The organism is Mycobacterium helveticum (assembly GCF_007714205.1).
Classification (GTDB): Bacteria; Actinomycetota; Actinomycetes; order Mycobacteriales; family Mycobacteriaceae; genus Mycobacterium; species Mycobacterium helveticum.
The window spans coordinates 1-22,937 of sequence record NZ_VMQU01000064.1 but is presented as its reverse complement, the minus strand read 5'-3'; the positions used below and the strand labels follow the sequence as shown (position 1 = coordinate 22,937).

At 70.2% G+C, this 22,937-nt stretch carries 20 protein-coding genes and 2 pseudogenes; 7 read left to right on the top strand and 15 right to left on the bottom strand.

Going from position 1 to position 22,937, the window contains the following annotated elements; genetic code table 11:
* Nucleotides 1-27: 27 nt before the first annotated feature.
* Nucleotides 28-2,013, top strand: a complete 1,986-nt coding sequence (locus FPZ47_RS15675) for a M13 family metallopeptidase (protein WP_144953647.1) — start codon at nt 28-30, stop codon at nt 2,011-2,013.
* Nucleotides 2,014-2,034: 21 nt separating this feature from the next.
* Here the strand turns inward: FPZ47_RS15675 and FPZ47_RS15670 are convergent, their stop codons facing one another.
* From FPZ47_RS15670 to ricR, 3 genes are all read right to left on the bottom strand, one after another.
* Nucleotides 2,035-3,039, bottom strand: coding sequence for a L,D-transpeptidase (locus tag FPZ47_RS15670; RefSeq protein WP_144953650.1), 1,005 nt, complete (start codon nt 3,037-3,039; stop codon nt 2,035-2,037).
* Between the two features lie 117 nt (nt 3,040-3,156).
* A complete protein-coding gene (locus FPZ47_RS15665) occupies nt 3,157-4,401 on the bottom strand; it encodes an MFS transporter (protein WP_168209468.1) in 1,245 nt (414 codons plus the stop codon).
* Between the two features lie 113 nt (nt 4,402-4,514).
* Entirely contained in the window at nt 4,515-4,805 is a 291-nt protein-coding gene (gene ricR, locus FPZ47_RS15660) for a copper-sensing transcriptional repressor RicR (protein WP_144953656.1), read from the bottom strand.
* A 153-nt stretch (nt 4,806-4,958) separates the two neighbouring features.
* Between ricR and ilvD the strand changes: the two genes are divergently transcribed.
* On the top strand, nt 4,959-6,674 hold the full coding sequence (gene ilvD / locus FPZ47_RS15655; RefSeq protein ID WP_144953659.1) for a dihydroxy-acid dehydratase: 1,716 nt from the start codon (nt 4,959-4,961) through the stop codon (nt 6,672-6,674).
* A 141-nt stretch (nt 6,675-6,815) separates the two neighbouring features.
* Here ilvD and FPZ47_RS15650 read toward each other — a convergent pair whose 3' ends face one another.
* A complete protein-coding gene (locus FPZ47_RS15650) occupies nt 6,816-7,475 on the bottom strand; it encodes an O-methyltransferase (RefSeq protein WP_144953662.1) in 660 nt (219 codons plus the stop codon).
* A 147-nt stretch (nt 7,476-7,622) separates the two neighbouring features.
* Between FPZ47_RS15650 and mymT the strand changes: the two genes are divergently transcribed.
* Entirely contained in the window at nt 7,623-7,769 is a 147-nt protein-coding gene (gene mymT, locus FPZ47_RS15645; protein ID WP_144953665.1) for a copper-binding metallothionein MymT, read from the top strand.
* Nucleotides 7,770-7,812: 43 nt separating this feature from the next.
* Here the strand turns inward: mymT and FPZ47_RS15640 are convergent, their stop codons facing one another.
* From FPZ47_RS15640 to FPZ47_RS15620, 4 genes are all read right to left on the bottom strand, one after another.
* On the bottom strand, nt 7,813-9,930 hold the full coding sequence (locus tag FPZ47_RS15640) for a beta-glucosidase (RefSeq protein ID WP_210419919.1): 2,118 nt from the start codon (nt 9,928-9,930) through the stop codon (nt 7,813-7,815).
* Nucleotides 9,927-10,436, bottom strand: coding sequence for a TIGR04338 family metallohydrolase (locus tag FPZ47_RS15635; protein WP_144953667.1), 510 nt, complete (start codon nt 10,434-10,436; stop codon nt 9,927-9,929). Before FPZ47_RS15635 ends, FPZ47_RS15640 begins: the two co-directional genes overlap by 4 nt.
* The gene (locus FPZ47_RS15630; RefSeq protein WP_144953669.1) at nt 10,433-11,182 is read right to left on the bottom strand and encodes a DUF2786 domain-containing protein; all 750 of its coding nucleotides are present in this window, start codon (nt 11,180-11,182) and stop codon (nt 10,433-10,435) included. The genes FPZ47_RS15635 and FPZ47_RS15630 overlap by 4 nt, the downstream gene beginning before the upstream one ends.
* Nucleotides 11,183-11,367: 185 nt before the next feature.
* Complete coding sequence (locus tag FPZ47_RS15620; protein ID WP_144953671.1) at nt 11,368-12,207, bottom strand: alpha/beta hydrolase; 840 nt, start codon at nt 12,205-12,207, stop codon at nt 11,368-11,370.
* A gap of 272 nt (nt 12,208-12,479) precedes the next feature.
* On the opposite strand from FPZ47_RS15620, the gene FPZ47_RS15615 reads away from it, so the two are divergent.
* Entirely contained in the window at nt 12,480-13,880 is a 1,401-nt protein-coding gene (locus FPZ47_RS15615) for an alpha/beta hydrolase domain-containing protein (protein ID WP_144953673.1), read from the top strand.
* 12 nt (nt 13,881-13,892) lie between these two features.
* Here FPZ47_RS15615 and FPZ47_RS29515 read toward each other — a convergent pair.
* Nucleotides 13,893-14,089: pseudogene (locus FPZ47_RS29515) on the bottom strand (NAD(P)H-dependent amine dehydrogenase family protein); the annotation flags it as partial.
* Here FPZ47_RS29515 and FPZ47_RS29510 point away from each other — a divergent pair.
* From FPZ47_RS29510 to FPZ47_RS15600, 3 genes and pseudogenes are all read left to right on the top strand, one after another.
* Nucleotides 14,082-14,508, top strand: a pseudogene (locus FPZ47_RS29510) (MarR family transcriptional regulator); the annotation flags it as partial. The pseudogenes FPZ47_RS29515 and FPZ47_RS29510 overlap by 8 nt on opposite strands.
* Nucleotides 14,509-14,539: 31 nt before the next feature.
* Entirely contained in the window at nt 14,540-15,946 is a 1,407-nt protein-coding gene (locus tag FPZ47_RS15605) for a YhgE/Pip domain-containing protein (protein ID WP_144953676.1), read from the top strand.
* 243 nt (nt 15,947-16,189) lie between these two features.
* The gene (locus FPZ47_RS15600) at nt 16,190-17,272 is read left to right on the top strand and encodes a phosphodiester glycosidase family protein (RefSeq protein WP_144951757.1); all 1,083 of its coding nucleotides are present in this window, start codon (nt 16,190-16,192) and stop codon (nt 17,270-17,272) included.
* A gap of 9 nt (nt 17,273-17,281) precedes the next feature.
* Here FPZ47_RS15600 and FPZ47_RS15595 read toward each other — a convergent pair whose 3' ends face one another.
* The 6 genes from FPZ47_RS15595 to FPZ47_RS15570 are packed head-to-tail and all read right to left on the bottom strand — an operon-like array spanning nt 17,282 to nt 22,820.
* Nucleotides 17,282-17,902, bottom strand: a complete 621-nt coding sequence (locus FPZ47_RS15595) for an Mce protein (RefSeq protein ID WP_425461789.1) — start codon at nt 17,900-17,902, stop codon at nt 17,282-17,284.
* Nucleotides 17,903-17,958: 56 nt separating this feature from the next.
* The gene (locus FPZ47_RS15590) at nt 17,959-18,513 is read right to left on the bottom strand and encodes a mammalian cell entry protein (protein ID WP_144951761.1); all 555 of its coding nucleotides are present in this window, start codon (nt 18,511-18,513) and stop codon (nt 17,959-17,961) included.
* Entirely contained in the window at nt 18,510-19,466 is a 957-nt protein-coding gene (locus FPZ47_RS15585) for an RDD family protein (protein WP_144951763.1), read from the bottom strand. The genes FPZ47_RS15590 and FPZ47_RS15585 overlap by 4 nt, the downstream gene beginning before the upstream one ends.
* On the bottom strand, nt 19,463-20,146 hold the full coding sequence (locus FPZ47_RS15580; RefSeq protein ID WP_144951765.1) for an Mce protein: 684 nt from the start codon (nt 20,144-20,146) through the stop codon (nt 19,463-19,465). Before FPZ47_RS15580 ends, FPZ47_RS15585 begins: the two co-directional genes overlap by 4 nt.
* Nucleotides 20,116-21,666: a virulence factor Mce family protein gene (locus tag FPZ47_RS15575; RefSeq protein WP_144951767.1), complete on the bottom strand. Its 1,551-nt coding sequence runs from the start codon at nt 21,664-21,666 to the stop codon at nt 20,116-20,118. The genes FPZ47_RS15580 and FPZ47_RS15575 overlap by 31 nt, the downstream gene beginning before the upstream one ends.
* On the bottom strand, nt 21,660-22,820 hold the full coding sequence (locus FPZ47_RS15570) for a virulence factor Mce family protein (protein ID WP_144951768.1): 1,161 nt from the start codon (nt 22,818-22,820) through the stop codon (nt 21,660-21,662). The genes FPZ47_RS15575 and FPZ47_RS15570 overlap by 7 nt, the downstream gene beginning before the upstream one ends.
* Nucleotides 22,821-22,937 lie beyond the last annotated feature (117 nt).

The window sequence follows — 22,937 nt, the reverse complement described above, 5'->3', positions numbered from 1 at the left end:
CCCCCGCGCGGATGGAAGGATGGCAGGGTGACAGTTGAGGCCATCCGCTCGGGCATCGACCTGAGCCATGTCGATCCCGGCGCCCGCCCCCAGGACGACCTGTTCGGGCATGTCAACGGCCGCTGGCTGGCCGAATACGCGATCCCCGCGGACCGCGCGACCGACGGGGCCTTCCGCCAGCTGTTCGACCGCGCCGAGGAGCAGGTGCGCGACCTGATCATCGAGGCCGGCGGCGGCGGTGCGGCCCCGGGCACCGACCAGCAGCGCATCGGCGACCTCTACGCGAGTTTCCTCGACGAGGACGCCGTCGAACGCCGGGGCCTGCAGCCGCTGCTCGACGAGCTGGCGGCCATCGACGGGGCCGCCGATCGGGCCGCGCTGGCCGCAGCGCTGGGTGCCCTGCAGCGCACCGGGGTGGGCGGCGGCGTCGCGCTGTATGTGGACACCGACTCCAAGAACTCGGCCCGCTACCTGGTGCACCTCACCCAGTCGGGCCTCGGGTTGCCCGACGAGTCGTATTTCCGCGACGAGCAGCACGCGCAGGTGCTGGCGGCCTATCCGCGGCACATCGCGCGGATGTTCGCGCTGGTGTTCGGCGGTGCCCCCGAAAGTCACGCCGAGACCGCGGCCCGCGTCGTGGCGCTGGAGACCAAAATGGCGGCCGCGCACTGGGACGTGGTCAAGCGCCGCGACGCCGACCTCACCTACAACCTGCGCACGTTCGCCGAGGTGCAGACGCAGGGGGCGGGCTTCGACTGGGCCGGCTGGGTCGGCGCGCTGGGCGGCACCCCCGATGCGGTCGCTGAAATCGTGGTGCGCCAACCCGATTACCTCAGCGCCTTCGCCACTCTGTGGCAGAGCGAGGACTTCGAGGACTGGAAACGCTGGGCGCGCTGCCGGGTGATCCGGGCCCGCGCCGCCTGGTTGACTGACGACGTCGTCGCCGCCGACTTCGACTTCTACGGCCGGTTGCTGACCGGCGCCGAGCAGATCCGCGACCGCTGGAAGCGGGGCGTGTCGCTGGTGGAGAGCCTGATGGGCGATGCCGTCGGAAAGCTCTATGTGCAAAGGCATTTCCCGCCCGGCGCCAAGTCCCGCATCGACGCGCTGGTGGAGAACCTGCAGGCGGCCTACCGCCTGTCCATCAACGATCTGGATTGGATGACGCCGCCGACCCGGGAGCGCGCGCTGGCCAAGCTGGACAAGTTCACCGCCAAGGTCGGCTACCCGTCCAAGTGGCGTGACTACTCGAAGCTGGTGATCGACCGCGACGACCTGTACGGCAACTACCGCCGCGGCTACGCCGTCAACCACGACCGCGAGCTGGCCAAGCTCGGCGGCCCGGTCGACCGCGACGAGTGGTTCATGACGCCGCAGACCGTCAACGCCTACTACAACCCGGGGATGAACGAGATCGTCTTCCCCGCAGCGATTCTGCAGCCGCCGTTCTTCGACGCCGAGGCCGACGACGCGGCCAACTACGGCGGGATCGGCGCGGTGATCGGCCACGAGATCGGCCACGGTTTCGACGACCAGGGCGCCAAGTACGACGGCGACGGCAACCTGGTCGACTGGTGGACCGACGACGACCGCACCGAGTTCGCTTCCCGCACCAGGGCTTTGATCGAGCAGTACGAGGGGTACACGCCGCGGGCACTGAGCAGCGGCCACCATGTGAACGGCGCCTTCACCGTCGGGGAGAACATCGGCGACCTGGGCGGGCTGTCCATCGCGCTGCTGGCCTACGAGCTGTCGCTGGGCGGGCAGCCCGCGCCCGTCATCGACGGGCTCACCGGCGTGCAGCGGGTGTTCTACGGCTGGGCCCAGGTGTGGCGGACCAAAGCCCGCGACGCCGAAGCGATCCGGCGGCTGGCCGTCGACCCGCACTCGCCCCCGGAGTTCCGCTGCAACGGAGTGGTGCGCAACATCGACTCGTTCTACGAGGCGTTCGGCGTCAACGAGGGGGACGCGCTGTTCCTGGAGCCCACCCGACGGGTCAGAATCTGGAACTGAGCCCCGCGCGAGCGGGGAAAGCTACTTCTGCCAGTCGTTGGAGCCGTCGTTCTTGGTGTAGGTGCCGACCGAGTTCTTCACGATGATCGGGTCGCCCGGGCCGAAGTTGTCGTAGAACCACTTCGCGTTGGCGGGGCTGAGGTTGATGCAACCGTGGCTGACGTCGCGCTTGCCCTGGTCGCTCACCGACCACGGCGCGCTGTGCACGTAGTCACCGACGTTGTCGAAGCGGACCGCGTCCTGCACCGTCACCTTGTAGCCATAGGTCGAGTTGACCGGCACCCCGTACGTGGAGGAGTCCATGACCACGGAAGCCTTTTTGTCCTGGACGTAGTACGTGCCGTTGGGCGTCTGGTGGCCGCCGGCCGCCATCCCCATCGACATCGGGAAGGTCTTCTCCACCACGCCGTTGCGGGTGATGGTCAGCTGGTGTGTGGCGTCGTCGGCCGTCGCCAGCAGCGTGTCGCCGGTCATGAAGTTGGAGACGGTGCCGCCGGCGTCGATGGTCACCGCAGTGTGGGCGGGCCAGAAGCTCAGCGGGCGCCAGCGCAGCTGCGTCGGCGTCATCCAGTAGAACTTGCCCGGCACCGGCGGAACCGACGAGACGTGCACCGCGTCCACAGCGGCGCCGGCGTCGCCGACCCGGCCGGGGAAATTGATGATGATCGGCTGGGCGACCCCAACCGTCGAGCCGGTCGCCGGGACGAAGTTGGGCGGGCCGAACGGCGCGACCCCGGTGAACGGCGCCGGGTTCTGCCCGGCCGCCGGGCCCGCCGCCGTCGACTGTGCCATGGGTCCCGGCGCCAGCGGACCGGGCATCGGGTCGGGCGGCACGCCCCAGGGCGGCGGGACGGGCGGGTCGGCGGGTCCGGCGACCAGGCCGGGATCGCCGGGGTTCGGGTCCGGGTCGGCCACGGCGGGACCCGCGGTCAGCACCAGCAGCGGCACCACAACCGCGGCCACCCCGGCCGCGCCCAGAGCAGCGAAGCGGCTCCGGGCGTTGCGGGCCCTCGTCCACCGCGACATGTGTATCCCTCCCGTCACCTTCCTGAAACAGTGTGGCACAGCGCGGTGACCAGCTAACTTGTCCGCGGCCGCGCGGGCACCGCAAACGGCCCGGAAAACCCGCTGTGAAATGCGGACTTATGAATCGCGTGAGCTTGCCGGTGTGACGTCCAGCTTCTTTCTGTTGGCGGCCACACCGACCAATGCGACGCCCATCAGGCCCGCCGAGGCGGTCAGCATCAGGGCGACGCTGCGCTCGTACAACAGCCCCCCGACCAGCGACCCCGCCATGATGCCCACCTGGAAGGCCGTCACGTACAGGCCCGACGCGCCGTCGGGGTCGTCGGACCCGTTGCGCATCGCCGCGGCCTGCATCATCGGCGACACGGCCGTCGCCATCGCCCCCCACAGCACGATCGCGCCCGTCCCGATCAGCACGGTCACCCCGTTGAGCCGGCCGCCGAATGCCAGCGCCGTCAGCACCACGAACGCGGCCGTCAACCCCGCCATGCAGCAGATGATGGCGCCCCGGGGACGGCGGTCCAGCGGCCGCGCCACCAGTGGCATCGCCAGTAGGCCCGCGACGCCGTAGACCGCCAGCAGCCAGGCCAGGTTCGGCCCGCGCACCCCGACGACGTTGCGGATGATCACCACGATGAACGTGTAGGACACGAAGTGGCCGGTGACCGCGACCATGGCCAGCAGGCTGACCGTGATCAGCGCGCCGTTGCGGTGGTGCCGCGACCGCGGGCCCACGTGGGCCAGCTGGTCCTCGCTGAGCATCATCTCGGGCAGCACCAGCCGGGCCGCCACCGTGACGACGGCCGCGGCGACGGTGATACACACGACCGCCAGGCGCCAGCCCCACATCAGGCTCAGGGCGGCCGTCAGCGGGCTACCGACGACCAGCGCCAGGCTGGTCCCGACGTAGATCCACATGGTGGCCCGTCCGGCGTGGCTGGGCGGCACCAACCGGGTCGCGATCGGGGCGATCACCGACCACAGCAGGCCGTGGGTGAGCGCGCACAGCACGCGGCCGCCGGCCAGCACGGCGAAGTTGGGTGCCAGCGCCGAGATGACCTGCGAGGTGGTCAGGCAGGTCAGGCTGAGCATCAGCGCACGCCGTCGCGGCAGGTGCGCGGTCCAGCGCACCAGCGGGACCGTCGTCAGCGCGGCGACCAGCGCGTACCAGGTCAGCAGCGTCCCCACTGCGACGAGGCTGACGTGCAGGTTGCGCGCGATCGACGGCAGGGCACCGACGGGCAGGATCTCGGCGGTGACGTAGGTGAACGCCGCCGCGGCCAGCACGGCGAGCTGCGCGGCGACCCGTGGCGTCCACGTTCGCGCGGCAACGGTGGCGGTTTCGGCAGTCATGGCAGTCATCGCTTCGGGGCGCGCGACCTGTGGGGCGAGGTGCCTGCGAGATCACGCTGTCCCTACCGTACGCACCGCAACGACGGGTTCCCCCGCCTTTGCGTTTCAACACGCCTGCGTGATCAGGAACGTACCAAACGCGCGATGGCGGCCGAGGCCTCGGCCAGTTTGTCCTCGGCGTCGTTGCCGCCCTCGGCCACGGCGCGGGTGACGCAGTGGTTCAGGTGCTCGTCGAGCAGGTTCAGGGCCACCGAACGCAGGGCGCTGCTGACGGCGCTGATCTGGGTGAGGACGTCGATGCAGTACTTGTCTTCCTCGATCATGCGGGCGATGCCGCGCACCTGACCCTCGATACGCCGCAGCCGCTTGGCGTAGTTGTCCTTTTGCTGCGAGTATCCGTGTGCGGTCGTCATCGATGTTCTCACCCCTGCCCAGACGTGCCTGCCCATACCTGCCGACGCATACGTGCCGGCCGTGGGCCCGGCCCACGGCCGAATTCTACCTTATACCCCAGCGGGGTATGACCCGCGCATGTGCCGCGAGGGGGGCTCGCGCATACTTGCACGATGGCCACACCAACCGATTCGACGCCCGTCACGGACATCAAACCACGTAGTCGTGACGTCACCGACGGCCTCGAAAAGACCGCCGCCCGGGGCATGTTGCGGGCAGTCGGCATGGGCGACGAGGACTTCGCCAAGCCCCAGATCGGCGTCGCCTCGTCCTGGAACGAGATCACGCCCTGCAACCTGTCCCTGGAACGCCTCGCCGTGGCGGTCAAGGAGGGGGTGTTCGCCGCGGGCGGCTACCCCCTGGAATTCGGCACCATCTCGGTGTCCGACGGCATCTCGATGGGGCACGAGGGCATGCACTTCTCGCTGCCGTCGCGCGAGCTGATCGCCGACAGCGTCGAAACGGTGATGCAGGCCGAACGGCTCGACGGCTCGGTGCTGCTGGCCGGGTGCGACAAGTCGCTGCCCGGGATGCTGATGGCCGCGGCGCGCCTGGACCTGGCGTCGGTGTTCCTCTACGCCGGCACCATCCTGCCGGGGGTGGCCAAGCTCTCCGACGGCAGCGAACGCCAGGTCACGATCATCGACGCCTTCGAGGCGGTGGGCGCCTGCGTCCGCGGGCTGATGCCGCGTGAGGACGTCGAAACCATCGAGCGCGCGATCTGCCCCGGCGAGGGCGCCTGCGGCGGCATGTACACCGCCAACACGATGGCCAGCGCCGCGGAGGCGCTGGGCATGTCGCTGCCCGGCAGCGCCGCGCCGCCGGCCACCGACCGCCGCCGCGACGGGTACGCGCGCCGCAGCGGCGAGGCCGTCGTCGGCCTGCTGCGCCGCGGCATCACCGCCCGCGACATCCTCACCAAGGAGGCGTTCGAGAACGCGATCGCGGTGGTGATGGCATTCGGCGGCTCGACCAACGCGGTGCTGCACCTGCTGGCGATCGCCCACGAGGCCGAGGTCGCGCTGTCGCTGGACGACTTCAACCGGATCGGGTCGAAGGTGCCGCACCTGGCCAACGTCAAGCCGTTCGGCCGGCACGTCATGTCCGACGTCGACCACATCGGCGGCATCCCGGTGGTGATGAAGGCGTTGCTGGATGCGGGCCTGCTGCACGGCGACTGCCTGACGGTGACGGGCCGGACCGTTGCCGAGAACCTGACCGCCATCGCCCCGCCGGACCCGGACGGCAAGGTGCTGCGCGCGCTGGACAACCCCATGCACCCGACCGGCGGGATCACGATCCTGCGCGGGTCGCTGGCACCCGACGGCGCGGTGGTCAAGACGGCCGGCCTCGAATCCGACGTGTTCGAAGGAACCGCAAGGGTTTTCGATGGCGAGCGGGCGGCGCTGGACGCGCTCGAGGACGGCACCGTCACCAAGGGCGACGCCGTGGTGATCCGCTACGAGGGCCCCAAGGGCGGGCCGGGGATGCGCGAGATGCTCGCCATCACGGGCGCCATCAAGGGCGCCGGACTAGGCAAGGACGTGCTGCTGCTCACCGACGGCCGCTTCTCCGGCGGCACCACCGGCTTCTGCGTCGGGCACATCGCGCCGGAGGCGCTCGACGGCGGGCCGATCGCCCTCCTGCGTGACGGCGACCGGATCCGGTTGGACGCCGCCGCCCACACCCTGGACGTGCTGGCCGATCCGGACGAGTTCGCCGCGCGGCGCGGCAGCGTCACGCCGCCGCCGCCGCGGTACACCTCCGGCGTGCTGGCCAAATACGTCAAGCTGGTCGGCTCGGCGGCCGGCGGTGCGGTCTGCGGGTAGGCCGCGCGGCATCGATCACCGCCGGCCCCGGTTCTCCCGGTTCTTCCTGGTTCCGCGACACATAAACGGTTGCGACGACACGCCGGGTGGGATCGCGTTGGTTTATGTGTCGCGGCAGCAGACGCGCCCCCGCGGCGCCGATCAGCGAACCAGCGCGAGCGCGAAGCCGTCCCAGTATTTCGCCCCGACCGTCTGGATCACCGCGGTGTCGAGCCGGGGGTGCTCGCCCATCAGTTGCAGCGTCCGGCGGGACGCCTCCGCCGCGGCGTCCGCGGCCTCCGGATCCAGGATTTGACCCTCACGAATCACGTTGTCCACCACGATGACCGCGCCGGGGCGGGCAAGCTTGACCGCCCACTCCAGATAGGCGACGTTGTTCTCCTTGTCGGCGTCGATGAACACCAGGTCGAACGGGTCGCCGGTGAGTGTCGGCAGCGTGTCCAGCGCCGCCCCGACCAGCACCTCGACCCGGTCGCCGACGCCGGCGCGCTGCACGTTGGCGCGTGCGACCTCGGCGTGCCTCGGCTCGTATTCCAGGGTGACCACCCGCCCCCGGGGGCCGGCCCCCCGTGCCAGCCAGATGGTGCTGTACCCGCCCAGGGTGCCGATCTCGAGGATCCGCCGGGCGCCGACCGCACCGGCCAGCAGGCTCAGGAATTTGCCTTGCTGCGCGGAGACGGCAATCGGTGGCAGGCCGGCCGCGCTGGCGGCCTGTTGCGCCGCGGCCAGGGCCGGATCGTCGCCAACCATTGTGGTGTCGAGGAATTCGTCGACGTCGCGGGGAGTGGGTCTTGGACTCATGCCGCCAACGGTAATCGGATGCGTCCCGTGTCCGCACCGGCCCGGCCGGGCACCAGGCAATTCGGGCAGCACGGTTTTCAGATACCCGCATGGGGTATACAGTGTAGGACGGCACGAGAAGTCCACGACATCAAGGAGTGATTCATCATGACCAGCTACGAAGCGGGAACCTTGTTGACCTGTGGCCACCAGGGCTGCGGCTGCCGCGTCCGCATCGAGGCTCCCTGCCACTGCTCGGGTGCCGGCGAGTCCTACCGCTGCACCTGCGGCGACGAGCTGGTGCCCGTCGAGTAGCTCCGGCACCACCGGTCGTACGTTCGGGTCCCGGCCCGCCCGGTCATCGCCCGAACGTGCGGCCGGCGAGCTCGACGGTGGCGGTCAGCCGCAGCTCGGCGGCCGAGGCCCCCACCGCCACCGCGTAGGCGCCGGGTGCGATACGCCAGCTTGTGGCGGCACCGTCATAGCGGGCGAGCAGCCGCGGGTCGGCCTCGACGGACACGCGGCAGGAGGCCCCGGGTTCGAGCTCGACCCGGTGAAAACCCAACAACCGCAGGCATTGCCCGCCGGCCGCGGCGGTCAGATACAGCTGCGGGGTGTCGGCACCGGCGCGGTCGCCGACGTTCACGACGTCGAATGCGGCAGTGATGCGGCCGTCGCCGCCGCCGACCACCAGAGCGCGGTACTCGAAATCGGTGTAGGACAAGCCGTGTCCGAAGGCGAAAATCGGGGCCTGGCCCGTCCGGGCGAACCAGCGGTAGCCGACCTCAGCGCCTTCGGCGTAGTCGATCGTGGTGGCCGTCCCCCACTCGGCGCCGAGCCCGGGCAGCTCCGGGCGCGGTGTCTGGTCCAGCCCGGCCGGGAAGGTGATCGGCAGTCGGCCCGACGGGTTAACTTGTCCGGCAAGGATTTCCACGATGGCCCGGCCACCGGCCTGGCCCGGATACCAGGCCTGCACGATCGCGTTCACCGACTCCCCCCAGGGCATCGCCACCGGGTTGCCGGTCTGCAGCACCACGACGGTGTTCGGGTTGGCCGCGGCCACGGCACCGATCAGCGCGTCCTGACCCCACGGCAGTGACAGGTCGGCGCCGTCGAAGCCCTCCCCCTCGGCGCGGACCGCGAACACGATCGCGACGTCGGCCCGCTGCGCGGCCAGCACCGCCTCCGCCGGGCTGACGCCGGGATCGAACTCGACGCGCGCGTGCGGGAATCGGTTGCGCAGCTCCGCGAGCGGGCTCGACGGATGCAGGTACAGGTTGCGGAAGCCGGCCTCCAGGCCCGTACCGCCGATGGGGATCACGCTCGCGTAGCCGCCCGGTGGGACGACGGCGCTCGACCCGTAACCGGCCGCCACACCCAGCTGCGCAAACCCCCCGATCACGGCGATGGAGCCGGGGTCGGGCGCCAGGGGCAGCGCCCCGCGGTTGGTCAGCAGCACGATGCCCTGGCGGGCGATGCGCAGCGCAATCTCGTTGTGCGCGGCCATATCCGGTGCGGCGAGAACGGCCCGGTCGTCGATCCCGACGGCGAACATCGAACGAAGGATGCGCCGCACCATGTCGGACAGGCGTTCTCGGGGCAACTCGCCGGCGGCCAACGCCGCCCGCAGCCGGTCGCCGAACGCTTCGGACCCCCACAGCAGCACGTCGATTTGCGCACCGCTCTCCTGGTCGAGCCCGCCCAGCGCGCATTCCCAGCCCGGCGTGCCGCCCCAGTCGGACATGACCCAACCGCGGTATCCCCAGGCGCCTTTGAGCACGCGGTTGATCAACGTGTCATTGGCGGCGGCGTACTCGCCGTTGACCTTGTTGTAGGCGGTCATCACCGCGCCCGGCTGCGACCGCTCGATGGCGATCTCGAAGGCCAGCAGGTCGGATTCGCGGTGGGCGGCGGGATCGATGACCGCGTCGAGCCAGTGCCGGTTGGTCTCGTTGCAGTTCAGCGAGTAGTGCTTGACCGTCGAGATGACGCCCTGCTGCTGTATCCCGTTGACCGATTCGGCGGCCATCGTCGCGGTCAACAGCGGGTCCTCGGAAAAGTATTCGAAGTTGCGGCCATTGCGCGGGTCGCGGGCGAGGTTCATCGCCCCGGCCAGCTGCACGTTGAACCCGCGGCTGCGCGCCTCCCGGCCGATCACCTCGCCGGACGCGCGGGCGAGCGCCGGGTCGAACGTGGCGGCCAGCGCCAGCCCGGCCGGCAGGGCCGTGGCGGTGTCCCCCGGCCGGTAACCGGGGTTGGTGACACCGAGGCCGGCGTCGCTCATCCGCAGCGCCGGGACGCCGAGGCGGGGCACTCCCGGCACGTAGCCGGCGCTCATCGGCACGTCCCGGGGGATGCGCTCGTCGCGCGGCGGCCACATCTCCCCGGCGCCCATCACGCCCACCAGCAGCGAGAACCGCTCATCGTCGGTCATCCGGGCCTCGACCTCGCGGGCCCGCAGGTCCGGGTCGCTCACCGCACGCCCTCTTTGGCGTAGACGACGCGCAGCACGTGGCCCGCCTCGGGCCCCATCACCAGCTCGGCCAGCGCGCAGCTGGTCGCGACGAACTCCGGACCGTGCGGCGGCCGCGCCCCGCACAGGTGGTGGGCGACCTCGTGGAGCACCACCAGCTCGCGCAGCGCCCAGTCGGCGGTGTCGCGGTCCGGAACCGCGATCACGCCCGCGCCGTCGCGGCTTTCGTAATGCGCCGCGGTGGCGGCCCGGCGTGCCCGCACCCTCAGCGGCGCCACGTCCGGCCACCGCCGCCGCACCGCCGGTAACGCAAGCACCTCGTCAACGTAGCGCTGCACGGCGGCCACCGCGCCGAATCGGCCCTCCGGCGGCAGCGTCAACTGCGTGCCGAAGAACTCCACCGCCGGCGACCCGTGCTCGGCGGCGCGGTCGAACAACGTGCGGACGAACTCCTCGGCCGCGTACACCCTGGCGCGCTGGGAGTCCCGCGGGGCATCCGCCGCGCTCACCGGCCCAACGCGGTCCGCGCCCCCGGCAGTTCGGCGGTGTCCGCCAGCCGCGCCCGCCGCCCGGCGTGGTCACCGGCGCGCCGCGCCGCCGACGAGTAGCCGGCCGCCGCGCTGGTGGCCCGCCACGTGCCGCGCGCTCTCGATGCGCTGCGGTAGTGATCGCGGAGCTCGATCTCCTTGTCCCGCAATGCGACAGCGGTGCCCGGCGCGCGTCGGCGGTCCTCGGTGGCCGCCCGGCGGGCCTCCTGGCGGGCCTCGGCCAGGCGCTGGCCGACCCGGGCCCCGAAGGCCAGCTGAAAGTTGAGCCGGGCGGTGATGGTCGGGGTGGGCCGGTGCGCGCCCGAGGCCAGATAGGCGTCCGAGGCCCGCACCATCTGGACGACCAGGCTGGCGTAGAGGGCGTGGGTGGCGTCGATGTCCTCGGCGAAGCCGTAGGCATAGAGGAACGTCGAGTTCGACGCCACGTCGCAGCGCACGTCGTTGGCTGCCGCGATCCCCACGAACAACTGCACGTAGGTCCGCAGCCCCCGGGTGCCCGCCGTACCGATGGTGATGGTCCGCTGGGTCGGCGCCTGCGCGGCCGAGCGGTCTCCCGCATGCGAGCGCGCCACCGCCAGGTCGATGGACGCGGCCGTCGCCAGCCGTTGCGCAGCGCCCATGAACGCCTCGGCCTCGTGCGGGTTGTCGGTGCCTTCGGCCTGGCGCAGCAGGGCGGCGATGCGGGCCAGCATCTTGTCGTCGGTCATAGGCGCCGCTCCTCCTCATCGCTTCGCTCTGCATCGTCGGCTGCGCGGGTCATAGGCGCCGCTCTCCCCCTCGCCGCTTCGCGGCTGGGAGGTGCCCCCACCTCATCGCTTCGCTCTGCATCGTCGGCTGCGCGGGTCATAGGCGCCAAACTACGGCAGCCGTGCGACATTCCGTTGACGACCGCTCACAGCCGCTGCAGAATCCAGGAGACCACGTCGCCGAGGACCTGGTCGCGCTCCGGTTCGTTGAAGACCTCGTGGTACAGCCCCGGATACACCTTCAACTCGACATCGGCCGAGCCCGCGCACTCGACCAGGCGGCGACTGCCGGCGACGGGGATCAGCCGGTCCTCGGAACCGTGCACCACCAGCAGCGGCGCGGTCAGCGCGGGCGCGCGCTGCGGCATGGTCGCGCCGACCTGCACCAGCGCCCGGCCGATCCCGGCCGGGACCTTCCCGTGGTAGACCAGCGGATCGTCCTTGTAGGCCGCCACCACCGCCGGGTCGCGGGAGATGGCGTCGACGTCGAGTTCCTGCACCGGCAGGCCGGGCACGAGGACGCCGAGCACCTTGGCGGCCAGCACCAGCAGTGGCGACAGCTGATCCTGGGCCGCGACCGCCGGGCCCGACAGGACCATCAGGTCGTAGTTGTCCGGGCGTTCGACCCCGTAGGCGAACACGATCGCGCCGCCCATGCTGTGCCCGAGCACGACGCACGCGAGGCCCGGGTGCTCCCGGGTCGCGATGCGCACCAGCGTGTCGAAGTCGCCGGTGTACTCGGAGATGTCGCGCACCAGCACCCGCTTGCCGCCCGAGCGGCCGTGGCCCCGGTGGTCGAGCGCATAGGTGACCAGGCCGGCGTCGCCGAAACACCGCGCGACGTGGTCATAGCGGCGGGCGTGCTCGCCGAGACCGTGCGAGAGCACGACCACCGCCCGCGGTGGAGCGTCCGGCGTCCACACGTCGTAGACGATGCGCACGCCCCCAATGCCGTCGAAATCATGTTCGGAGCGGGTGGTAACCATTACGGGCAGCGTAATGGCTCCGGGCGCGCCTCGCGGGCCGGCGAGCCGTTAGGCTCGTGCGGGTGAGGCCGCTCACGGAATACTCCTCCGCCCACGCCGAGCCGTACCGCCGGGAACCGCTTGCGCACCGCGTCGCCACCAACGCGCTCGCTCTTCGGCGACGAGCCGTTCGCGAGATTAGGGTTGCCCGGCTCGCCCTGAAACCTTCGCCCTGAAACCTTCGCCCTGAAACCTTCGCCCTGAAAACCTTCGCCCTGAAAACCGGAGTGCCGATGACCGATCTCCCCCGCGCCACACCCGTGCCCGGTAAGCCGCTGTTGCTGTTGGGGGCCTTCGCCATCGGCGACGTGGGCTGTGCGGCGGAGGAGTTCTTCGTCTCCGGAACGGCCTCCGGCTACATTCCGACCGCCCCGCTGGGCCCGGACGGCCGGTGGAGCGTCACTGCCTGCGAGACAGCCGATTACACCACCCGGATCGTGGTGGTGACGCCGGCCGACCCGGCCCGGTTCAACGGCACGGTGCTGGTCGAATGGCTCAATGTGAGCGGCGGCATCGACGCGCCGGCCGTGTGGATGATGACGCACCGCGAAATCGTCCGCGCGGGATACGGCTACGTCGCGGTGTCGGCCCAGCGGGTGGGGGTCGAGGGCGGTGCCAACCTGCTCGGCGCCGACATGTCGCTGAAAAACCAGGATCCGCGGCGGTACGCATCCCTGCATCACCCCGGCGACGCCTTCTCCTACGACATCTTCTCCCAGGTCGCCGGGCTCCTCGCCGACGACGGTCCCGACGGCGTGCTGCGGGGGCTCGGCGCCCGCCACCTGATCGCCGTGGGCGAGTCCCAGTCGGCCATGTTCCTGACGACCTACGTCAACGCCGTCGACCCGCTCGCCCGCGCCTACGACGGCTTTCTGGTGCACTCGCGGTTCGGGCCCGCCGCGCCGCTGGACGGCGGCTCGATCTTCGAGGACTCCGGGGGTCTGGAAGCGTCCCGGTTCCGCAGCGATCTGCGCGTCCCGGTCGTCACGATCATCACCGAGACCGACCTTTTCGGTGGCGTGCGGCACGGCTATTACTTCGCACGCCAGCCCGGCAACGAGCGGCTGCGGGTCTGGGAGATCCCCGGCGCCGCCCATGCCGACAACTACACGATCCAGGTGGCCCCGATCGACAGTGGCAGCGCACCGCTCGACGACCTCGTGGCGGCCTATGCCCCGACCCGCGTGCTGATGGGCCAACAGCTCGAGCATTACATCAACTTCGCGCCGCAACACCATTACGTCGTGCAGGCGGCGCTGGATGCCCTGAACACCTGGGTGCGGACCGGCCGGCCGGCACCGGCCGCCCCGCCCATCGAGGTGGGTGGAACCGATCCGCCGGCGCCGGTTCTGGACGCCCACGGGCTCGCGCTCGGCGGCGTGCGGACCCCCTGGGTGGACGTGCCGACCGCGCGGACCTCCGGTACGGGGGGTCAGGAGAGTGTCATGGCGGCGATCTTCGGCTCGGGGGAGCCGTTCGACGCCGCCACGCTGCGACGGCTGTACCCGGGCGGGGCCGGCCAGTACCTCGTGAGCTTCACCGCGGCGCTGGACGGTGCGATCGACTCGGGGTTCGTGCTGGCCGCCGACCGCGACGAGATCCTGCGGCTGGCCGCCGCGACGTACCCGGGTTAGAGAAGGCGGCCGTCCGCCGGCGGCCGCGCACACCGCGGGGATCGCGTTGACCACCCGGGAGGCGCCGGCGCTGCGCGTGCCCGTCTCGAACTCGCACCGCATGGTCGGGAGCCCTCGATCTCGACACGGGAGACGCCACGGCCGGTCGCCGGCCCGCAGCCCAGGTCCTTCGGGGGGATGGTGACGTGCGGCGGCGGCCTGTTCGGGCTGGTGGCGATTGCCTGGCGGGACGACGAGTTCGTCCGGTCCTGGCTGCAGCGGGTACTGCCGCGGTTCTGTCGCGCCGAAATCGCCGAGCACCAACGGGTACTCGCGGACATCCGCACCCGCGGCCACGCCGCGCGGCGCTTCGACGACGCGCACCAAGCCTTGCACCGCGGGCTCGCCGACGTGCTGGCGTCGCTGGAGCCGACGGCACGGGTGACCACGCCGATGGCGAGTCGGTCACCGATATGCTCGAAACATTTTTCCTGCAACGGAATTCGTCGTGTTGCCGGCCTTCGGGCAGCGGGGCCGGCCGGAGTGCCGGATCGAGATCCACCTCGGGCGCCCCACCGGGCGGACCCTGGCAACGCTCAACGACGCACTGCGCCATGCGCAGCGACTGCTCACGATCGGCGTGTCCTGACTTAGAGTGGGCACGACGGACGGGAGCCCACATGTCTCAATCGCAGGCCAAGCACGCGGCGCCGAACCCCAACCGGAACATCAAGGCGATTCGGACCGTGCGGTTCTGGCTGGCACCGCTGCTGATCACGCTGGCGCTGATGTCGGCGCTGTGCGCGCTCTACCTCGGCGGCATCCTGAATCCCACGACCAACCTGCGGCACTTCCCGATCGCGGTGGTCAACGAGGATGCCGGCCCGGCGGGCGCCCAGATCGCCGACGGGCTGGTCGCGGGGCTGGACAAGCAGAAGTTCACGGTCCGGGTGCTGTCCAAGAACGAGGCCGTGCGGCAACTGGACCGGGCCCAGGTGTACGGCGAGGTGCGCATACCGCCGACCTTCTCCTCGAGCCTGCGCGAATACGGGGCCAGCGCGCTCATGCCCACCCACGCGACCCGGCCGGTGATCACCATCTCGACCAACCCGCGCGCGGGCACGCTGGGCGCCAGCATCGCCAACCAAACCCTGACCATGGCAATGGGTGTCGTGGAAGGCCAAGTGGGTCAACGGCTTACGGCCGAAGTGACGGCCCAGGCCGGTGGCACGCCGCTGACCGGGGCCTCGGCGGTGGGCCTCGCGACACCGATCGACATCAAGTCGGCCGTCTACCACCCGCTGCCGAACGGCACCGGCAACGGGCTGTCGGCGTTCTACTATGCGCTGCTGCTGCTGCTGGCCGGTTTCACCGGCAGCATCGTGGTCAACACCCTGGTGGATGCGCTGCTCGGCTACGTGCCGGCCGAGTTCGGGCCGGTGTATCGCTTCGCCGAGCAGGTCAAGATCTCGCGGTTCCAGACCCTGCTGGTCAAGTGGGGCATCATGGTGCTATTGGCGCTGCTCACCTCGGCGGCCTACCTGGCGATCGCCCATGGTCTCGGCATGCCGATCGAGCTCGGCTGGCAACTGTGGGCGTATGGGGCGTTCGCGATCGCCGCGGTGGGCATCACGTCGACGTCGTTGCTCTCGGCGCTGGGGACGATCGGCCTGCTGGTCGGCCTGTTGATCTTCGTGTTCCTCGGGTTGCCGTCGGCCGGCGCCACGGTCCCACTGGAGGCGGTGCCGCCGTTTTTCCGGTGGCTGGCCGAGTTCGAGCCGATGCACCAGGTGTTTTTGGGCACGCGGTCGCTGCTGTATCTTGCCGGTAACACCGAAGCCGGTCTGGCCCAAGCTTTGTGGATGACCGCGATCGGCCTGGCCATCGGCTTGCTGCTGGGCGGTGTCGTGACCCACCTCTACGACCGCCAGGGCTTTCACCGTATCCACGGGGCGGCGGAGATGGCGATCGCCGTGGAACATCAGGCCCAGCACCAGACGCGGCAACGGCCCCGCGAGGACAAGCAGGCGGGCGTGCCGGGCGGCGGGGGGAAAGAGGAACCCGAAAGATCAAGCGGGCAAATGTAATTCGCGCGCTACCCAACCGTCACCCGCGCGTGACTTAAGTTGACAGTGCGGCCCGCGTGGCCGATGCTGTCAGTGCCGACGTTCACTCAGGGCCGACGTTCACTCAGGGCCGACGTTCACTCAGGGCCGACGTTCACTCAGGGCCGACGTTCACCCAGGGCCGACGTTCACCCAGGGCCGACGTTCACCCAGGGCCGACGTTCACCCAGGGCCGACGTTCACCTCAGGGCCGAAAGGGCTACCGTGCTGACACCGACCGGCAGCCTGCGCCGACTGGCGGTCTTGGGCGCCGCCGCGGTAGCGTGCGCCATGGCGGCCGCCACCACGGGACAGCCCGTCGCGCACGCCGCCGACGGGCGCGATCTGCTGGCCAACGCCATCAACGCCACCAAGGGCACCTACCTGGTCTACAACTTCGGCGCCGGTCACCCCGCGCCGATGCTCAACGCCGCCGGCAACTGGTACGAGATGAACAACGGCGGGCACCTGATGATCATCAAGAACGCGTCCGCGCGGCTGGCGCCGCACCTGCTCGTCGACACCCACCAGGGCGTCCAGGCGCGCTGCGAACACAAACCGGGCGCCCGCACGCACGAGGGGTTGTGGCAGGCGTCCGAGCTGTACACCCCGCTCAACGCCTGGCAGCGCATGGGGCAGCCGACGATCGCGATCAACGCGAACTTCTTCGACGTGCGCCCGCAGCTGGCGGGGTCATGGCGCCAGACCGGATGCAGCTCCCCGCTGGGCGCCTTCGTCGACAACACGCACGGCCAGGGCCGCGCCAACCAGGCGGTCACCGGTACCGCGACCTACCCCGGCAAACAGGGCCTGTCGGGCGGGGGCGAGGCGTGGAGCGCGCTGACGACGATGATCATGCCCACCGGCGGCGCTCCCTACGTCGTGTGGCCCAGGACCAAACAGGACTACGACGCCGCCACCCCCGTCGTCCAGGACCTGCTCAACAAGAACGAGAAGTTCGTCGCGGTGTCCGGGATCGGGCTGCTGGCCCCCGGCAACACCGGGCAGCTGAACGACGGCGGCCCCAGTGCGGCGCGCACGGCACTGGCCTACGCCCGGCAGAAGGACGAGATGTACGTCTTCGAGGGCGGCAGCTACACGCCGGACAACATGCAGGACCTGTTCCGCGGGCTGGGCAGCGAATCGGCGGTGCTGCTCGACGGCGGCGGGTCGTCGGCCATCGTGCTGCGCCGCGACACCGGGGGCATGTGGGCGGGCGCGGGTTCGCCGCGGGGCTCCTGCGACACCCGGCAGGTGCTGTGCGACTCCCACGAGCGGGCGCTGCCCAGCTGGCTCGCGTTCAACTGAGGTGCCGCGCTACACGTGCGGTGTGAGGTCCAGCGAGGTGATGGTCGTCATCCTGGTTACCCGCCAGCGCCCGTTGGCGCGTTTCATGAACAGCCGGTAGGACAGGTACTTCAGCGCGGGGATGTTCTTGGTCAGCGGACTGGTCGACGTGGTGTTCGTGTAGACGATGACCACGGCGTTGGGACCATCCAGCGATTCGACCGCCGCGCCGGTGACCTCGGTGCTGTTGGTGATCTTGGCCTGCTTGTTGGGGGCCACGATCGCGTCGACGAACTTGCGGTACTGAGCTTCGAAATCGCCGCTGAGATAGCCCGCCGCACGATCGGCGAGGGTGTTCATGTTCTCCGGCGTGTAAGTCCACAGCGTGGTGATCGCATTGGCCGCGGACCGCGCCACGTCGAGCTTCGTCGCGGCGGCGGCGCGGTCGACCAGATACGGCTGCACCGCCGCACCGGCGAACGCCGCGGATCCCACGAACAGCGACGCCGCGACCGCGACGGCGACGGCGAGGCGCTTTCCGGCCGGCCGCCTGGTCCGGACGGGGCCGTCTTCGGGGGCCGTCGCAGTCTCGGCGGACTCCTCGGCGGCGGTCTCGCCGGCGTCCCCGTCGGGGGCCGCCGGCTCGGTCACGGCTTGTGTTGCCACAGCGGCGGTTTCGTCACCGCCCGCACCGCCCGCAGCGGCGGTCAGATCACCTGTGCCAGGTTGCTGATCTTCCACTGATTTCCTTCCTGCGTCGCGGTTGCCGTCCAACGGTTCGTGTTCTCGATCACTTGCTTCTCATCCGGGCTCTTGGAGGTCACCGCGGTGGCCACCATCACGTTGGCGCTGCCGTCGTCGTTCCAGCGTTCCACGCCGGCATCCAGCACGGTGCCGCTGGCCGGTTCCGCGCGGGCCACCTGCAGCAGGATGTTGTTCGCGTTCGCCTTGTACTGCTTGGCGAAGTCCCCGGTCGCCTGGGCCAGTATCCGCGTCACGTAGTCGTTGGCGTGGAAGGGATCGATGGAGGTGAACTGCGTCATGAACCCGGTGACGTAGCCGAGCACCGCGCGGTCCCTGGATGCGGCGCGCTCGTGGCGTTCGTGGGAGACCAGCATCAGGCTGCACACCGCGATCGCCGCCGCTGTCACCAACGCGGCGGCCGCGGCGGCCAGCGGTAAACCCCGCGGCTGCGGACCCGGCACCGGCCGCCCCACCAGCAGCGGCGCCTCGCCGGGCTGAAACCTCTTCCGCGGACTCACTTTTGGCCCCCGGGCGGCTTGGGTTTGGTCAGCACGGTGAGGTCGTCGACGCGCCAGTCTCCCCCGCCCCTGGCGAAACTCACCCGAAGCGTCGCGGTGATGTACCGCTCGTTCGGGCTCGCGCCGCGGCGGCCCTGCATGAACAGCAGCATCGTCGCCCGGTTCGGGCTCGCCGACTGGATCGAACTGTCGGTCACCCAGTATTCGTTGATGACGGGGTGGCCCTTCTCCACGACCTCCTGCTGCTTTGCGAGCTTGCCCCGGTAGCTGTCGGTGGCCAGCGAACGGGCGCGCGCGAAGTCGTCGTTCAGCGATTTCGGGTCGTAGGTCAGCATCTGCGCGACGATCTTCGGCCCCTGTATCGCGACCTGCGCGACGGTCTGATCGGTCGCGCGTTCACGGGAGTACACCAGCGCATAGCCGGCCGCCGACCCCGCCAGGCACACGGCCGCCGCGGTGAGCACCACCGCCGCGGTCCATCGCCGCAGCCGGCGCCGATCCGTTTCGGCGTGCCGCACTTCGGTGCGCAGCAACATGTCGGCGAACGTGCGGCGCCCGGAATCCCACAGCGGCCACAGCCATCCCACCACCGAGGCCGAGTCGAGCAGGTGGGCCAGGTCGCGCAGCAGCAGCCCCCACGCTCCCGGCATGCCGCCGTCCCGGTGTGCCACCGCGATCCCGCACACGCCCCGGCCCAGGCTCCAGCCGGTGACGGCCGGCAGCACCCACCGGTTGGCCAACGCCGCCAGGATTGCCAACCCCCCGACCGACACCCACACCCACCACCAGACGGGATGCTGACGGACGGTGAACGCCACCAACGCCGACGTCGTCGTCACGGCGGCCCCCGGAAGGACGTCCACCGCGAACGCACATGCGCGAATGTGCCACGGCGCCAACGCAGCGGCCGGTGGCACTGCCGCGGTGGGAGTTTCCTCGACCACCACCGTCACTTGGTCACCGGGTCGAGTTTGGAGATCCTGTACTGGCCGTCGGACAGCGCCATCTTCGCCCGCAGCCGGTAGCCGGTCTCGTTCTGCGTCTGGTCGGTGGCGACCTTGACGCGCAGCGCGACCAGCACGTCGACCGAGCCGTCGTTGTTGTTGCGCTCGACCGCCGCCCGCACGTCCGACACCTGCAGGTGTACGTTCGCGGCCTGATACGCCTGTACCAGCATGCTGGCGTACAGCAGGGCCTGCGAACGGAAGTCGTCGGTGCCGCAGTCGAGGATCTTCTGCTCGCTCGCGGCCATCGCGCCGGAGTCCGGCGCCTGCGTCGCGGACACGCAATCCACCGCCGCCTTCAGCGCCGCGGCGTCCCCGCGGGCGATGGCCAGGGCGTCCCGGTGGAAACGCAACGCGACGTAGCCGCCGGCCCCGACGGCGCCGGCGCACAGCAGCAGCGCCGCGACGATGCCGAGCGCCCAGCCGCGCCCCAGCCGGGACGGGCCGCGCGGCACCCGATCGTCGACGGCCGCGGCCGTGTCTGCGGACGTCGTCCCGGGGCCGCCCGCAGCGGCCTCGGGAACATCGGGAGCCTCGGATTCCGGGGAGTCCCCGGTCATCTCCTGGGTGCGCGACGAATCATCTGCCTCGGTGGGGTTCAGCCGGCCGGCGCCAGCATCTCCTTCCATCCGTCGTCTCCTGTTTTGGTCGAGTTTTCGACGGAATACTTGACACCGTCGGGTCCTACCAGTTCGCCGCTCTGGGGACTGTAGACCGCCGAGGGCGGCCCGCCCGGAGTGTAGACGCACGGATTGGGCTGCTGCCCGTTGCACTCCACCGAACCGGTCCCGGGCCGCGTCAGCGGGTCACTGGTGGGCGGGGGCGTTCCGGCTACGTGGTCCGACGGCGCCGGGTTCAGGCCGTTGTTGACCGTCGGTGCCGGGATCACCATGCCCGGTTTGACCGGCTGGTCGCAGCGGGCCGAGGGCGCGGGGCAGGTCAGGGTCTGGTTGGGGTCGCCGTACCAGGGGTTGGTTCCCGCGGGGACGTAGGGCTTGGGATCGCGGCATTCCCGGGGCGTGGCGGCCCGCTTGCCGGGCACGTCGACACACGGGATGTTGCGCGAACCGCGCACGCTGTTGGCCGGCGTGTCCATCGGGATCTTGCAGTACGTGCCCGACGGCAGCGGCTGCAGGCTGGTGTCGGCCGGGGACCGCCATTGCGACGCCGGGATGAAACCGGTCAGGCACGGGGGTGGTTGGTTGATCGACAACGCCAGGTCCAGGTCGGCCATGCCGGGGTTCGGCGCGGCGACCGCCTGGGCGATCGACGCGCCCTGCGGCAGGAACACCAACACCTGCTCCACGCCGGCGTGGTAGCGCTTGAGCAGGTCGAACACGACCTCCAGGTTGGCCAGCGTCTGGGGTAGCGACTCCCGGACGTCGCCGAAGACCTCGTTGACCTGATCAGCGGTGGGCGCCGCCTGGCGCAACACGCTGCGCAGGCTCTGATCCTGCTGGGCGGTCTGCGCGGCCAGCTTGTTCAGGTTGTGTGCCCAGCGCTCGATCGCGTCCCCGGACTTGACCTGGCTGTCGATCAGCGGCCCGGAGTTCTGGATGATGTCGTTGACGTCGGCGACGTTGGTCTTGAAGTCTCCGACGATCGCCTGGGTGGAGTCGACCAGCCGCTGCAGGGCCGGGCCGAGGCCGCCGACCGACTGCGCGGTCTCGTCGAGCAGCTGGCTGATCTTGTCCTTGGGCAGCGCGGCCAGGCCCTTGTAGGCGGTGTCCAGCGCCGGCCCGATTGCGGCCGGCACGGTGCCCTTGGTGATCGTCTGCCCGGGCGCGAGGTACTTGCCGGGGTGACCGGTCGACACGAGGTCCAGGTACTGCTCACCGACCGCCGACACCGAGTGCACCTTGGCGACCGCGTCGACCGGGATCTTGTAGCGACTGTCGATGCTCATCGTCGCGTGGGCGCCCCGCTCGGTGGGCTCGACGTCGGTGACCTTGCCGATCGTGATGCCGCGATAGGTCACGTTGGCCGTGGGATACAACCCACCCGAGGAGGGTAGGTCGGCTTGCAGCGTGTACCGGCCGATGCCGACCAGGCTCGGGATCTGCAGGTAGTAGACGCCCAGCACCAGCAACGAGATCACCGTCATGATCCCGAACGCGACCAGCTGGCGTTTGACGAAGGGAGTCAGCAATTCCGGTCCCCCCTCTCCACCAGCGGCCCGCCGGGCGCGTCGTTCGGGTTCGGCGTGTAGCGGACGTCGGGGATCATCGTCTCGGGATCGCGCCCGAACGACTGCTCGAGCGCACGCAGCGATCCCGACAGCCCGGTTCCGGTGAGGAACGCGTTGTCGATGGCGCTGTAGGTCAGGTCCAGCGTCAGCGAGATGTTGAGGTAGTCGCCGCGGAACAGCTTGGGCACCGTTTCGATGTCGAACGGCTGGGTCAGGATCAGCTTCAGCGCGCCGATCAGGTACGGCGAGCCCCGTCCCAGCTCCTTGAGCGGGCATTGCAGCGCCTGCAGGTCGGTGTGCAGCGGCCCGCGCGCCTCCGAGAGGTACTGGTTGGCGGACTGGCTGAGCCGTCCCACCGCGTCGGTGGCGTTGATCAGCAGGTCCTTGGTGTCGGCGAAATGCTTGAGCAGCGGCGGGACGTCGGTCAGCACCCGGTCGAGGACGTCGGCGCGCCCGGCCACGTAGGCCAGCAGCCGGTTCGTCGAGTCGATCGCGTGGGTGATGTCGTGACGCTGTTCGTCGAGCTGGGTGGTGAAGGTGTCCAACTTGCCCAGGAACGAACGGATCTGGTCGCCGCGCCCGTTGAAGATGTTGTAGACCTCGTTCTGCAGCACCTCCAGGTTCGGGATGCCGCCCCCGCGCAGGATCAGCGCCAGGCTGGCCAGCGTCTGCTCGGTGGTGGGAAACGCCGACGAGTGCTTGAGCGGGATGGTGTCGCCGTCCTTGAGCAGCTGCGACGACGGGTTCGGCGGCGTGGCCAGCTCCACGTGCTGGGAGCCCAGCAGGGAGGTCTGCCCGATCTTGGCGGTGGTGTTCTTGGGCAGCTTGACGCTCTTGTCGATACCCAGTGTCAGGGTGGCCACCCAGTTCTTCAGCTGGATCGCGCGGATGGACCCGACGTAGACGTCGGCGACCATCACCTTGCTGTTGCCGTTGATTGCCAGCGTGTTGGGCATCTGCACGTACACGGTGTAGGAGTTCGGCCCGGTGCCCGGACCACCCGGGATCGCCACGTTGGAAATCCCTTTCCAGCCGCACGAACTCAGCACCAGCGCGGCCATGCCCAACGCCAGGCCCTGCCAGGAGCGGTGGCGGGTCGCACGTAGCGCGCTCATCGTTCCCCTCATTGCCCGACGATTCGGTGCACTCTTCGCGCGTAGCGCGCTCATCGTTCCCCTCATTGCCCGACGATTCGGTGCACTCTTCGCGCGTAGCGCGCTCATCGTTCCCCT

Coding starts and splice junctions, on each gene's coding strand:
- FPZ47_RS15650 (WP_144953662.1), bottom strand. CDS start 7,475: ATGAGTCCAAGACCCACTCCCCGCGACGTCGACGAATTCCTCGACACC.
- FPZ47_RS15580 (WP_144951765.1), bottom strand. CDS start 20,146: ATGGAAGGAGATGCTGGCGCCGGCCGGCTGAACCCCACCGAGGCAGAT.
- mymT (WP_144953665.1), top strand. CDS start 7,623: ATGACCAGCTACGAAGCGGGAACCTTGTTGACCTGTGGCCACCAGGGC.
- FPZ47_RS15665 (WP_168209468.1), bottom strand. CDS start 4,401: ATGACTGCCATGACTGCCGAAACCGCCACCGTTGCCGCGCGAACGTGG.
- ilvD (WP_144953659.1), top strand. CDS start 4,959: ATGGCCACACCAACCGATTCGACGCCCGTCACGGACATCAAACCACGT.
- FPZ47_RS15605 (WP_144953676.1), top strand. CDS start 14,540: ATGTCTCAATCGCAGGCCAAGCACGCGGCGCCGAACCCCAACCGGAAC.
- FPZ47_RS15670 (WP_144953650.1), bottom strand. CDS start 3,039: ATGTCGCGGTGGACGAGGGCCCGCAACGCCCGGAGCCGCTTCGCTGCT.
- FPZ47_RS15570 (WP_144951768.1), bottom strand. CDS start 22,820: ATGAGCGCGCTACGTGCGACCCGCCACCGCTCCTGGCAGGGCCTGGCG.
- ricR (WP_144953656.1), bottom strand. CDS start 4,805: ATGACGACCGCACACGGATACTCGCAGCAAAAGGACAACTACGCCAAG.
- FPZ47_RS15620 (WP_144953671.1), bottom strand. CDS start 12,207: ATGGTTACCACCCGCTCCGAACATGATTTCGACGGCATTGGGGGCGTG.
- FPZ47_RS15630 (WP_144953669.1), bottom strand. CDS start 11,182: ATGACCGACGACAAGATGCTGGCCCGCATCGCCGCCCTGCTGCGCCAG.
- FPZ47_RS15615 (WP_144953673.1), top strand. CDS start 12,480: ATGACCGATCTCCCCCGCGCCACACCCGTGCCCGGTAAGCCGCTGTTG.